Here is a 12,778-nt window from a genome sequence, read left to right as displayed (position 1 = left end):
GTGCCGGGCGCGGCGGCTCTGCAGTATTGAAGTATGGCACCGGTGCGACACCTCATTGCAGCAGGCAAGCGCGCTGGCCGTGGCGGTCTGCTGAGGTTGCGGGCGGCGGTAGCGGGATCGCATAATGTGCCTCTTGAGCGGATTCAGAAGGCGTCGTGATGAAACTGGATGCAGAGATAGAGCACCTTGCCATCGAGCTGGGACGGGCCCTCGGTCAGCGGGGCTGGCGGGCGGCGACCGCCGAATCCTGTACTGGTGGCGGGGTGGCCAGCGCCATCACCGACATTGCGGGCAGCTCCGGCTGGTTCGATCGCGGGTTTGTCACCTACACCAACGAGGCCAAGCAGCAGATGCTGGGGGTGAGCAGCGAGAGCCTGGAGCAGCACGGCGCAGTGAGCGAAGCTGTGGTGCTGGAGATGGCCCGCGGCGCGCTGGCCCACTCGTCGGCCGCCATCAGTGTGGCCATCAGCGGCATCGCCGGCCCCGGCGGCGCTACCGAGGGCAAGCCGGTAGGCACCGTCTGGTTCGCCTGGGCTGACCACAATGGCCGTCATCACTCCCTGCTCGCCCGCTTCGACGGGGATCGCCGACAGGTGCGCCAGCAGGCGGTGAGACAGGCCTTGTCGGGTCTGTTGGTCCTGCTCAGATAAATTGGGCTTGATACTGTATGAATAGACAGTATACTTAGCCCAACTTCACTTCTTACTCACGATTTCCAGCGGAGATTGGCATGGATCAGAACAAACAGAAGGCACTGGCGGCTGCGCTGGGTCAGATTGAAAAGCAGTTCGGCAAAGGTTCCATCATGCGTCTGGGCGACAGCAAGACCATGGATATCGAAGCCATCTCTACCGGTTCCCTCTCGCTGGACGTGGCGCTGGGCATCGGCGGTCTGCCGTGTGGCCGTATCGTCGAGATCTACGGCCCGGAATCTTCCGGTAAAACCACCCTCACCCTGCAGGTGATCGCGGAAGCCCAGAAGAAAGGCAAAACCTGTGCCTTCGTCGATGCGGAACACGCACTCGACCCTATCTATGCTGCCAAGCTGGGCGTCAACGTTGACGACCTGCTGATTTCCCAGCCGGATACCGGTGAACAGGCGCTGGAAATTTGCGACATGCTGGTTCGCTCCAACGCCGTTGACGTCATCATCGTCGACTCCGTGGCGGCCCTGACCCCGAAAGCGGAAATCGAAGGCGAAATGGGTGATTCCCACGTGGGCCTTCAGGCCCGTCTGATGTCCCAGGCGCTGCGCAAGCTGACCGCCAACATCAAGAACGCCAACTGCCTGTGCATCTTCATCAACCAGATCCGGATGAAGATTGGCGTCATGTTCGGTAGCCCGGAGACCACCACAGGTGGTAACGCGCTCAAGTTCTACGCCTCCGTGCGTCTCGATATCCGTCGTATCGGCGCCATCAAGGAAGGTGACGAAGTGGTCGGTAACGAGACCCGCGTCAAAGTGGTCAAGAACAAGGTGGCCCCGCCCTTCAAACAGGCTGAATTCCAGATTTTCTACGGTGCCGGTATCTCCAAAGAGGGTGAGCTGGTTGACCTGGGCGTCAAGCACAAGCTGATCGACAAGGCCGGTGCCTGGTACAGCTACAACGGCGAGAAGATCGGTCAGGGCAAGGCCAACGTCATGAAGCTGTTCGCCGAGAACAAGGTGATGGCTGGCGAAGTGGAAGCGCGCCTGCGCGAGCTGCTGCTCTCCGGCGCCGTGCCGGCAGAAAAGCCGGTGGCTGCTGCTGCCGAAGAGTTTGAAGACGAAAGCGAACAAGAGTTCGAATAAGGTAAAGGAGGCCGGGTTGATACCCGGCCTTGTCATTTATGGTCGATGAATCTCTCCCTGAACCCGTTGAACCCTCCTTTGCAGAGCTGTTTGCCGCTGCCCGCGCCTTTGCCATGCGCAGTCTGGCCCGCCGCGAGAGCGCCGAGTCTGAGCTGGCCAACCGGCTGCGCCAGCAGGGTTTCAATGAAGAGGTGATCGAGGCGGTGGTCGACTACTGCCGCGGTTACAACTGGGTCAACGACGAACGTTACGGTGGCATGGCGGTGCGGGCCGGTGCAGCCAAGGGCCATGGCCCCATCAAAATCCGCTTCGATCTGCGCCACAAGGGACTCGACGATATGCAGATCGATGCCGCCTTCGATCAGCCGGAGCTGGACTGGTTTGAACTGGCGTTTGCCCTGCTCGAACGGCGTGCCCGGGTGGCCGATCTGGCGGATTTCAAGCTGCGGATGAAGTGGCTCAAGTATCTGTTGGGTCGTGGCTTTACCCAGGATCAGGCGCGTTATGCGATCTCAGCCCTACAAGAGGTGGCCGCAGAGTAGCGGGGCGGTAACCCTCCCTTTTCTCTTCGTACCCATTAATGCGCGCTTTTTCGCCCGTGGCGGACCTGTCCGTTTTACTTTACCCTGCAGAAAACTTACATTAATGCGGTTAAAAGTCCGTATTCGAATCAAGCAGGATTTTCCATGTATATGTCCACGTCAGAGATTCGCGCTGCGTTTCTCGAGTATTTCCGTTCCCAGGGACACCAGGTTGTCTCCTCCAGCTCGCTGGTACCGCATAACGACCCGACCCTGTTGTTTACCAACGCGGGTATGAACCAGTTCAAGGATGTGTTTCTTGGCGCCGAGAAGCGTGCCTACAACCGCGCCACCACGTCCCAGCGTTGTGTTCGTGCCGGTGGTAAACACAATGATCTGGAAAACGTCGGCTATACCGCCCGTCACCACACCTTCTTCGAAATGCTGGGCAACTTCAGTTTTGGCGACTACTTCAAGCATGACGCCATCAAGTTTGCTTGGGGTTTCCTGACCGAAGTGCTGCAGCTGCCGAAAGATCGCCTGCTGGTGACCGTCTACGCGACTGACGATGAAGCATTCGATATCTGGGAAAAAGAGGTCGGTGTCCCGGCCGATCGCATCGTTCGCATCGGTGATAACAAGGGCGCCCCATACGCCTCCGACAACTTCTGGGCGATGGGTGATACCGGCCCGTGCGGTCCCTGCACCGAGATCTTTTATGACCACGGCGATCACATCTGGGGTGGCCGTCCCGGCTCACCGGAAGAAGATGGCGACCGTTTCATCGAGATCTGGAACGTGGTGTTCATGCAGTTCAACCGTCAGGCTGATGGCACCATGGAACCGCTGCCCCGTCCGTCCGTGGATACTGGCATGGGTCTGGAGCGTATCTCCGCCATCATGCAGGGCGTGCACTCCAACTACGAAATCGACATCTTCCAGGCGCTGATCAAGAAAGCGGCCGAGATCGTCGGTACCACCGATCTGAGCAACCAGTCCCTGCGCGTCATCGCTGACCACATCCGCTCCTGCGCCTTCCTGGTGGCAGATGGCGTGATGCCGTCCAACGAAGGTCGTGGCTATGTGCTGCGCCGCATCATCCGTCGCGCCGTGCGTCACGGTCGCAAGCTGGGCGCGACCGATGTCTTCTTCTACAAACTGGCCGCCGAGCTGGCAGTGCAGATGAAGGATGTCGCTGCCGAGCTGATCGCCCAGCTGCCGCTGGTCGAGCGTGTGCTGCGTATCGAAGAGGAGCAGTTCGTCCGCACCCTGGATCGCGGTCTGCTGCTGCTGGAAGATGTGCTGGCCAACCTGGGCGACGCCAAAGTCGTGCCGGGCGAGGTGGTGTTCAAGCTGTATGACACCTACGGCTTTCCGGCCGATCTGACTGCGGACGTGGTGCGCGAGCGTGACATCAGCATCGATGAAGAGGGCTTCACCGTCGAGATGGAGAAGCAGCGTGCTCGTGCCAAAGAGGCTTCCAGCTTCGGCGTGAACTACAACGAGATGCTCAAGCTCGACTTCGAGACCCCGTTTACCGGTTACAAGAGCCTGAGCGAGCGTACCCGCGTGGTCGGCATCTACAAGGGCACCGAAGAGATGAGTGGCCTGATCGCCGGTGACGAAGCGGTCATCGTGCTGGAGCAGACCCCCTTCTACGCCGAGTCCGGTGGTCAGGTGGGCGATAGCGGAACCCTGAAAGTGGACGATGGCATCTTTGCCGTGACCGATACCGTTAAAGCGGGCAAGGCGATCATCCACAAGGGCTACATGGAGCTGGGTACCCTGGAGAAAGGGGCCGAGGTCGAAGCCGTGGTCGATGGCGAGCGTCGCCAAGCCATCGCCCTGAACCACTCCGTGACTCACCTGCTGCACGCTGCCCTGCGTCAGGCGCTGGGTGAGCACGTGACCCAGAAAGGCTCTCTGGTGGGGGCCGAGCGCATGCGCTTTGACTTCTCCCACTTCGAGGGGATGACCATGGCGACCATTCGCCGGGTCGAGGAGCTGGTCAACGCCCAGATCCGCGCCAACCACGAAATCATCACCCAGCTGATGGACCTGGAAGCCGCCAAGTCTGCCGGCGCCATGGCGCTGTTTGGTGAAAAATATGAAGACGACGTGCGCGTTGTGCGCATGGGCGACTACTCCACCGAGCTGTGCGGCGGTACTCACGCCAAGCGCACCGGTGACATCGGCTTCTTCAAGATCATTGCCGAGAGCGGTATCGCCGCCGGTGTGCGTCGTATCGAAGCGGTGACCGGCAAGGGCGCCATCGACTTCATACACCAGCTGGCCGAACAGTTTGAAGAGGCTGCCGCGCTGGTGAAAGGCGATCAGTTCTCCATCGGCAGCAAAGTGCGCCAGATCCTGGACAAGTCCAAGATGATGGAGCGCGAGCTGGAGCAGCTCAAGGCTAAATTGGCCGCTCAGGCCGGTAACGACCTGCTGAGCCAGGTGGTGGAGATCAACGGTCAGAAGGTGCTGGTTGCAGCGCTGGAAGGAGCTGATCCGAAATCCCTGCGCGGCATGCTGGACGAGCTGAAGAATCAGATGAAATCCGGTGTCGTGCTGCTGGCAACCTGTGCCGATGACAAGGTCAATCTGATCGCCGGTGTTACCAGCGATTTGACCGGCAAGGTCAAGGCTGGAGAGCTGGTCAATCTGGTTGCCCTGCAGGTGGGTGGCAAGGGCGGTGGTCGTCCGGACATGGCTCAGGCGGGTGGTACCCAGCCGGACGCTGTGCCTGCGGCGCTGCAATCTGTTCACTCCTGGCTGGAAGAGCGCCTGTAAGCGGGCGAGGTGATCTGTGGCACTCTATGTACAGAAGTACGGCGGCACCTCGGTCGGCACACTGGAGCGGATCGAGGCGGTAGCTGAGCGGGTCGAGCAGACCCGCGCCCAGGGACACGACGTGGTGGTGGTTGTCTCCGCCATGTCGGGCGAAACCAACCGGTTGCTGGGCATGGCCCAGCGGCTGGATCCTGATGCCAACCGGCGCGAGATGGATGTACTGGTCTCCACCGGTGAGCAGGTCACCATAGCGTTACTGGCGATTGCGTTGAACAAACGCGGTTGCCCGGCGGTCTCAATGACCGGTGATCAGGTACGGATTCATACCGATTCTGCCTATGGCAAGGCGCGTATCACCCACATCGACACCGAACTGGTTCAGGCTGAACTGGGGGCGGGCAAGGTGGTGGTGATCGCCGGTTTCCAGGGCCGTGACGAGCATAACGCCATCACGACCCTGGGCCGTGGTGGCTCGGACACCACGGCGGTTGCCGTGGCGGCGGCCATCAAGGCCGATGAGTGCCAGATCTTTACCGATGTGGATGGGGTATACACTACGGATCCGCGCATCGAGCCCAAGGCGCGTCGTCTCGACACCATCACCTTCGAGGAGATGCTGGAGATGGCCAGTCTCGGCGCCAAGGTGCTGCAGATCCGCTCGGTGGAGTTTGCGGGCAAATACCGCGTCCCGCTGCGGGTGCTGTCGAGCTTTATCGATGGAGAGGGAACCTTAATCACATATGGAGGTGATAGGATGGAAGCTCCCTTGGTATCCGGGATCGCTTTTAACCGCAACGAGGCCAGCCTGACCATTCTGGGCGTGCCGGACAGACCAACCGTTGCCGCGCAGATCCTGAATCCGATCAGCGACGCCAACATCGATGTCGACATGATTGTGCAGAACACCCTGGGAGATGGCACCGCCGACTTCACCTTCACGGTGAATCGTGACGACTACCGCCGCGCCCGGGCACTGCTGGAGGAGACCGCCACTGCATTGGGCGCCTCCTGCGTGCAGGGAAATGGCGAGATCGCCAAGGTTTCCATTGTCGGTGTCGGCATGTGGAACCATCCCGGTGTTGCGCGCACCATGTTCAAGGTATTGGGCGAGGAGGGGATCAACATGCAGTTGATCTCGACCTCTGAAATCAAAATCTCGGTGGTGATTGACGAGAAGTATCTGGAGCTGGCAGTGCGCGCCCTGCACGCGGCTTTCGGGTTGGATCAGGCACCGCAGGAGCAGCCCTTGGGCTAACAATCGCTGATTGATTTAGTTTCAACCATTTACCATATCGGTATCTTTGTAAGATAATGTCGCATATCGATATAAAAACAAAACAGGATACAGGAGCAAGCGAATGCTTATTTTGACTCGTCGTGTTGGGGAAACCCTGATGATTGGTGATGAAGTGACTGTCACCGTACTGGGCGTTAAAGGCAACCAGGTTCGTATCGGTGTGAACGCACCGAAAGAGGTCTCCGTGCACCGCGAAGAGATCTACCAGCGCATCCAGGCTGAGAAAGTGCCGGGCCAATCCGGCTTCTAAGCGGCATTACTGGCTGTGACAAGGCGACACCTTATGTGTCGCCTTTTGTTTTTTACAGCCAGGAAAAGCGTGTAGCAAGGTGCAAAAGCGCGGGATAAGTGTCGATATTGTTTGAATATTCCACGCTTTGGCTCAAATACTGAGCGAACACGCTTTTTTATCCAAAAAAGTGTTTGACTAAAAATCCCTGTGACGTATTATCAGCCCCGCAAACGGAGAGGTGGCCGAGAGGCTGAAGGCGCTCCCCTGCTAAGGGAGTATGCGGCTTATACCCGCATCGGGGGTTCGAATCCCCCCTTCTCCGCCATTTTTGCGCCCGTAGCTCAGCTGGATAGAGTACCTGGCTACGAACCAGGTGGTCAGAGGTTCGAATCCTCTCGGGCGCACCATTTTCAAGAAGTACAAAAAAGTTTGTGAGCGCCCGTAGCTCAGCTGGATAGAGTACCTGGCTACGAACCAGGTGGTCAGAGGTTCGAATCCTCTCGGGCGCACCATTTTTCAAGTAGTACATAAAAGTTTTTGAGCGCCCGTAGCTCAGCTGGATAGAGTACCTGGCTACGAACCAGGTGGTCAGAGGTTCGAATCCTCTCGGGCGCACCATACAGACAGCCCCGACTTCGGTCGGGGCTGTTTTTTTTTTTGTTATAAACGACGTATTGCATGGATGCCAAGCGCCTCATGCAAACACGTTTTGAGATTCACACTCTTCCCGTAACGCGCCAGCATCCTGCGCCTACCCAGATGATCCCTCAAGTAGTCAATCGCCACGCCATGGAGGCGCATCATCCACGCTTTCAACCTATGGTGATATCCATTTAGATGTTGAATGTGGTCGCCCCATGGCCCGTTCACCTTGGCGATTGCGCACCACTTGATGGATCACTCGCTGCACGTTGTCAAAACTGTCATGCACATCCACACAGACAGATGTGACGGTCATGGTTGTAACGATTGGCAGCATCCTTAACTGGCTTGATGTGCCAAAGGTAACAACTGGCTCCTGCCGTGACGATGGTCGGGTTGCAGGTGTTTCCGGCGTGTCTGGTATCACATATCTGCCATATATTCCTGTTATGCTAACTGATTGGCGAATGGATGTTGTTTTTTAACTTTAATAAAAACATACGATTACGTTCTCGTTGAGATCCTTTCTCATACTTTTTTAATATTGTGCTCCCATACCTCCTTGGTAGACTCAGTTGGCCAGATTAGGTGGTTTACAGGTTCAAGGAAGAGGACACAATGAAAGCCGCATGCCCGATCGCTCTGGTCACTGAAAATAATGTGCAGGCCAACACATTTGCTGCATACCTCATCTCTCATTTGAGCCGTCCCGTCCAGCTAATCCACGAGATTAACCAGCTGGAGAACCAGTGTGACGGTACGCTGTTCCTCATCGATCTCGACTATATTCGCTCCGGTCAGTCATTGGGTTGGAACTGGGCGATCTCGGAGCGTTTTGGTATGGCGCCGACCGTGTTGCTCAACGCGCCCACTACAACAGACCGCGAACTGCTGCTGATGTGGCCGCAGATCTGTGGTCTGTTTTTCCGCCAGGATCCGCTCGACCGGCTGGTCGCCGGGTTGCAGAAAATCCTGCTGGGCGAGTACTGGATGCCGCGCCACCTGCTGTGCGAGCTGGTTGAATACTATCGCCAGGGCAACAGTTACCTGCTGCGTAACGACACTCTGCTGACTGCCAGAGAGCAGGAGATCATCCGCTATCTGATGACGGGCGCTTCCAATGTCGAGATCGCCGACAGCCTGTTTGTCAGCGAACACACTGTCAAATCCCACCTCTATAACGTCTTTAAAAAGCTGAACGTGAAGAACCGGATCCAGGCGGTGAGCTGGGCCAAAGAGTATCTCGATGTATCGGATTCCCACTGATGAAAGCGCTTGTTCTGGCGTGCTGTTTCGCGCTGGTCTGGAGCAGCTCGACCGTTGTTGCTGCCGAGGCCGATGTGCCGCTGGAGTCGGTACAGCCGGAGCAGGAGAGTGATCGGCTGGATGTGGATGGTCTGGTACTGGATCGCACCTTTACCCGCTTCGGTCAGGGCTTTTATAACGAATTTACCCGGTTACGTAGTGATGAAGACCCGGATGCCAGAGAAAATCTGACGATCCATGAGCGCCCGACTGCCCGATGGGGCAGCCTGATCTGGATCACCCATAACCGGAAGGTGATTTTTAAAACCGCGCTCTCTCCCGGCCGCAATCAGCAGGAGCAGAGCGCCAAACTGGCCTGGTCACAGGTCAGGCAGACCCTCGAACAGCAGAAGATCGCGACCCTGTTCATGGATACCTTCGATTTGGAACATGATGAACTATAAGGATATTTTTCATGCGTGCCCGGTTATGGCTAGTTGCAGTCCTGATAGCGCCAGCGCTCCATGCGTCGGAACTTGTCTATCGCCCCGTCAACCCCAGCTTTGGGGGTAACCCTCTCAACAGCAGTCATCTGCTTGGCACCGCCAATGCGCAGAATGATTACAAGGATCCCGCCAGTGGCAGCAGCAGCGGCACCTCGGCACTGGATCGCCTGACCTCCAACCTGCAATCCCGCCTGATCAGCCAGCTGCTGGCTGATATCGGCAAGGATGGCAGCCAGAGCGGCAGTCTGGTGACCGACGATTTTGCCATCAATGTGGTAGATGAAGATGGCACTCTGGTGGTCTCGATCACCGACCGGGTGACCAACCAGACCACCATGATCGAAGTGAATGGCCTGATTGCCGATTGAGGATGATATGAAACGAAACCTGCTCTTGGGGGCAATTCTGTTTGCCCTAACCGGCTGTGCCACTCATATCGGTTCTCCCGTTGCCGATGAAAAGGCGACACTGATGCCGCGATCCGTCTCTTACAAGGAGCTGATCAGTCTGCCCAAGCCAAAAGGGAAAATTGTCGCGGCTGTCTATGACTTTCGCGATCAGACCGGTCAATACCTGCCCGCACCGGCATCCAACTTCTCCACGGCGGTCACTCAGGGCGGGGTGGCCATGCTGAGCACGGCCTTGTGGGATTCCCAATGGTTTGTACCGCTGGAGCGGGAGGGGCTGCAGAACCTGCTGACCGAGCGCAAGATTGTGCGGGCGGCCCAGAACAAGCCCAATGTTCCCGGCAACAATGCCAATCAACTGCCCTCGCTGGTTGCCGCCAACATCCTGATCGAGGGGGGGATCGTCGCCTATGACAGCAATGTGCGAACCGGCGGGGCGGGTGCCAAGTATTTTGGCATCGGTGCCAGCGGGGAGTACCGGGTCGATCAGGTGACGGTCAATCTGCGTGCCGTCGATATTCGTTCCGGTCGGATCCTGAACAGTGTGACCACCTCCAAGACAGTGCTGTCGCAACAGGTGCAGGCCGGGGTATTCCGTTTCGTTGAGTACAAGCGCCTGTTGGAGGCCGAGGCCGGTTTCAGCACCAATGAACCGGTACAGATGTGTGTCATGTCGGCTATCGAGTCCGGGGTGATCCGGCTGATTGCCAATGGCGTGCGGGACAATCTGTGGCAATTGGCCGACCAGCGGGATATCGACAATCCGATCCTGCAAGAGTACCTGCAAGACAACGCCCCGCTGCTTTGAGTTTTCCCGCTCTCGCAATGCCCTCCCTGATGGAGGGCATTTTTTTGGCCTCTATCGAATACGACTTAAGACTTTCTGCTCAGCGCCCGGGTGGTGCTTCTCATCCTCGAATCAGCGGAGTGCCTGATAGGCAGCCCCTTGTCAGACAGGGATACTGTGAGCGTTCTCCAACAAGGCGATGGCGCGATGAAACATCGGTTGAGTGCTCTCTTTTTCCTGCTGATATCGGGCGCCCCGCAGCTCGCCGCAGAGCCTGCCGCCTTCGATGAGCTGGCGATGGCCAGCGAGCTGGACTCCGGTGTGCAGAGCGGCGGGGATCAGGCGCTGTTGTGGCAACTCGGTAGCGAGCAGCAGCTGCGCCTCACCCAGCAAGGGGAGCTGAATCAGGCGCGCCTGCTGCAACAGGGTTGGGCCAATGAGTTGGCGCTCTCCCAAGTAGGGGAAGATAACTGGGTCAATGGCGCGCAACTGGGCGAGGGCAATAGCGCCGAGCTCTATCAGGCGGGCATCAATAACCGGATTTGGCTACTGCAGCAAGGCAGCGGCAATGAAGCCTGGATCAGTCAGCAAGGGGCAGACAATCAGGCCCGGGCGATCCAGCTGGGTGATGGCAATCAGGCCAGCATCGAGCAAAACGGTAACGGGTTGGCGGCAACTGTCATCCAGATGGGGGCCAATCAGCAAGTGAATGTCGTTCAAACCAACTGAGCCTAGGCTCAACCATTAGCACGAGAGGGAAATCATGTTTAAACGTACCATTATTGCCTCGGCAGTTCTTCTGGCGACCAGCACCGCTTGGGCGGCTTCGACTGGTAACGACGCTTTTGTCACTCAGTATGGTAATTCCAACGAGGCTACCGTTAAGCAGGTAGAGTCGAGTGTGGATAACCGGGCGGATATCTATCAAGATGGTAATAACAACTATGCGTTGACTACCCAGGAAAACACCGGCAGCTCGAAAGCCAATACCATTCAGGTCGGCAATCGCAACAGCGGCGTAGTGCTGCAATCGGGAGATACCAATCTCTCCACCGCTACCATTAACACCAACGGAAAGCGGAACAGTGCAAGCGTCACCCAGCAGATCAACAATGGCAGCGCTACCGCCACGATTAACCAAGGGGCCGTCGGCAGCGATGCCAACGACAACACGGCAACCATCGACCAGAACAATGCCGATAAAGCCAGCTCGGTGATTAACCAGTTTTCAAATCATAACGAGGCCACCATTGACAACTATTGGTCAGACTTTGCCGAGGCGACCGTCACCCAGCAAGGGGGGGCATATCGCCACGGTCAATCAGAACGCGTCTGATGGCGCGTCGGCCACGGTCACCCAGGAGGGGGCAGACCAAAAAGCCACCGTCTATCAGAATACCGAAAACTATGGTTATGTCGCCGCCGAGGGCACCAGTGCCAGCGTGGTGCAGCGCGGCGCACGCAATACGGCTAACGTCGATCAGTTCGACCAAAATAACGTAGCGCAGGTCACGCAGGTGGGTGAGGACGGGCAGTATACCCTGACCCAGCGAGGTTCGGCCGACAATCAGGGTAACCAGGCTGTTGGTTATCAGGCAGGAACCGGGGAGGCAGCAACGGTGACCCAAGACGGTAACCGCAACTACGCAGACACTTATCAAGACGGGAGCGGCAACACCACCGAGGTGGCCCAGACCGGCGATGACAACGATGCCTATGCTCGTCAGTATGGTAGCAACTCCTCGGTGACCCTGACCCAGGAAGGCGATGGCAACGATGCAATTGGCGTTACCTCTGGTGGAGACGGTAACACCGCCACGGTCAGCCAGACCGGCGATGACAATGTGGGATCGGCATCTGCATCAGGTGGCGACAATATCGCCACGGTCAGCCAGTCCGGTAAAGGCCACAGGGGCGATGCGGCCGCCTATGGCCAAGGTAACGAGGTGACCGTGACCCAGACTGGGCTCAACAATGAAGCGTATGCATATGGCGTTGGCAGCAACAACACCGTCACTGTGACCCAGAACGACAGCGGTAACTACGCGTATGCCTACTCGAACGGAACAGGCAACCAGATCCTGGTCACTCAGGGTCAGTAACCGTGAACTTAGTTAGGGGCCTGCGGGCCCCTCTTTTATTGGTGCTGCTCTGTGGGCTGATGCTGGTTCATCCCGTTGCCTCACCAGCAAGCGCAATGGAAACCAAAATGGAACTCGACTCGTCGATCCGCTTGTCTCTCAATATGGTGCAGAACGAGCAGGGGCTGTCACTTGCGCCAACTCTGCTCAGCGAGCACGACGTGACGGTGAGTGTCAGATTGCTGGTGCGCAGCGAAGGAGCGGCCGGGAGCTCGACTCAGCGCCAGAGTCGTAATCTGTCGCTGCGGGCAGGGGAGGTCAGGGTCGCAGGCAACATAGCGTTGGGTTTGCGTTGCCCCTATCGGGTCGAGGTCACCGCCCAGATATGGCAAAACGAGCGGCTGTTGGTGGAGAAAAAAGAGCAGATGGCGTGTTCAGGATGATGCGCATTTAAGCTCATGATTGTCTCTTCATGGCG

Annotated in this window: 14 protein-coding genes, 4 tRNA genes and 1 pseudogene; 18 read left to right on the top strand and 1 reads right to left on the bottom strand. The window is 57.7% G+C overall.

Features of this window, described 5'->3' with window-relative positions; genetic code table 11:
• The first annotated feature begins 158 nt into the window (after positions 1-158).
• From pncC to NMD14_18175, 10 genes are all read left to right on the top strand, one after another.
• Complete coding sequence (gene pncC / locus NMD14_18220; GenBank protein ID XEI32620.1) at positions 159-650, top strand: nicotinamide-nucleotide amidase; 492 nt, start codon at positions 159-161, stop codon at positions 648-650.
• Positions 651-730: 80 nt separating this feature from the next.
• On the top strand, positions 731-1,792 hold the full coding sequence (recA, locus tag NMD14_18215) for a recombinase RecA (protein ID XEI32619.1): 1,062 nt from the start codon (positions 731-733) through the stop codon (positions 1,790-1,792).
• A 38-nt stretch (positions 1,793-1,830) separates the two neighbouring features.
• Positions 1,831-2,334 (top strand): recombination regulator RecX, encoded by a 504-nt coding sequence (locus NMD14_18210; protein ID XEI34794.1) that lies wholly within the window; start codon positions 1,831-1,833, stop codon positions 2,332-2,334.
• Positions 2,335-2,478: 144 nt separating this feature from the next.
• Positions 2,479-5,103, top strand: a complete 2,625-nt coding sequence (alaS, locus tag NMD14_18205) for an alanine--tRNA ligase (protein ID XEI32618.1) — start codon at positions 2,479-2,481, stop codon at positions 5,101-5,103.
• Positions 5,104-5,119: 16 nt separating this feature from the next.
• On the top strand, positions 5,120-6,358 hold the full coding sequence (locus NMD14_18200; GenBank protein XEI32617.1) for an aspartate kinase: 1,239 nt from the start codon (positions 5,120-5,122) through the stop codon (positions 6,356-6,358).
• Between the two features lie 103 nt (positions 6,359-6,461).
• Positions 6,462-6,650 (top strand): carbon storage regulator CsrA, encoded by a 189-nt coding sequence (gene csrA, locus NMD14_18195; GenBank protein ID XEI32616.1) that lies wholly within the window; start codon positions 6,462-6,464, stop codon positions 6,648-6,650.
• Positions 6,651-6,864: 214 nt separating this feature from the next.
• Positions 6,865-6,957, top strand: a tRNA-Ser gene (locus tag NMD14_18190).
• A gap of 5 nt (positions 6,958-6,962) precedes the next feature.
• Positions 6,963-7,039 (top strand) — tRNA-Arg (locus NMD14_18185).
• Positions 7,040-7,067: 28 nt separating this feature from the next.
• Positions 7,068-7,144, top strand: a tRNA-Arg gene (locus NMD14_18180).
• 29 nt (positions 7,145-7,173) lie between these two features.
• Positions 7,174-7,250: transfer RNA gene (locus NMD14_18175), tRNA-Arg, on the top strand.
• Between the two features lie 42 nt (positions 7,251-7,292).
• Here NMD14_18175 and NMD14_18170 read toward each other — a convergent pair.
• Positions 7,293-7,563 (bottom strand): annotated as a pseudogene (locus NMD14_18170) (IS1595 family transposase).
• 329 nt (positions 7,564-7,892) lie between these two features.
• Between NMD14_18170 and NMD14_18165 the strand changes: the two are divergent.
• The 8 genes from NMD14_18165 to NMD14_18130 all read left to right on the top strand — a co-directional run bounded on the left by NMD14_18165 (position 7,893) and on the right by NMD14_18130 (position 12,743).
• Positions 7,893-8,540: a LuxR C-terminal-related transcriptional regulator gene (locus tag NMD14_18165; protein ID XEI32615.1), complete on the top strand. Its 648-nt coding sequence runs from the start codon at positions 7,893-7,895 to the stop codon at positions 8,538-8,540.
• Positions 8,540-8,983 (top strand): curli production assembly/transport protein CsgE, encoded by a 444-nt coding sequence (locus NMD14_18160; GenBank protein ID XEI32614.1) that lies wholly within the window; start codon positions 8,540-8,542, stop codon positions 8,981-8,983. The genes NMD14_18165 and NMD14_18160 overlap by 1 nt, the downstream gene beginning before the upstream one ends.
• A gap of 11 nt (positions 8,984-8,994) precedes the next feature.
• Entirely contained in the window at positions 8,995-9,393 is a 399-nt protein-coding gene (locus NMD14_18155; GenBank protein ID XEI32613.1) for a curli assembly protein CsgF, read from the top strand.
• 7 nt (positions 9,394-9,400) lie between these two features.
• Complete coding sequence (locus NMD14_18150) at positions 9,401-10,240, top strand: curli production assembly/transport protein CsgG (GenBank protein ID XEI32612.1); 840 nt, start codon at positions 9,401-9,403, stop codon at positions 10,238-10,240.
• Positions 10,241-10,426: 186 nt separating this feature from the next.
• Positions 10,427-10,948 (top strand): curlin, encoded by a 522-nt coding sequence (locus tag NMD14_18145; GenBank protein XEI32611.1) that lies wholly within the window; start codon positions 10,427-10,429, stop codon positions 10,946-10,948.
• A 34-nt stretch (positions 10,949-10,982) separates the two neighbouring features.
• On the top strand, positions 10,983-11,555 hold the full coding sequence (locus NMD14_18140) for a hypothetical protein (GenBank protein XEI32610.1): 573 nt from the start codon (positions 10,983-10,985) through the stop codon (positions 11,553-11,555).
• Positions 11,470-12,321 carry a hypothetical protein gene (locus NMD14_18135; GenBank protein XEI32609.1) on the top strand — a complete coding sequence of 284 codons (852 nt, stop codon included), beginning with the start codon at positions 11,470-11,472 and terminating at the stop codon, positions 12,319-12,321. The genes NMD14_18140 and NMD14_18135 overlap by 86 nt, the downstream gene beginning before the upstream one ends.
• 95 nt (positions 12,322-12,416) lie before the next feature.
• Entirely contained in the window at positions 12,417-12,743 is a 327-nt protein-coding gene (locus NMD14_18130; GenBank protein ID XEI32608.1) for a hypothetical protein, read from the top strand.
• Positions 12,744-12,778: the final 35 nt, after the last annotated feature.

Origin of the sequence: Aeromonas veronii (genome assembly GCA_041319085.1) — a bacterium.
Classification (GTDB): Bacteria; Pseudomonadota; Gammaproteobacteria; order Enterobacterales; family Aeromonadaceae; genus Aeromonas; species Aeromonas veronii_F.
The sequence above is the reverse complement of the archived record's forward strand: the minus strand, read 5'-3'. Positions and strand labels throughout refer to the sequence as shown.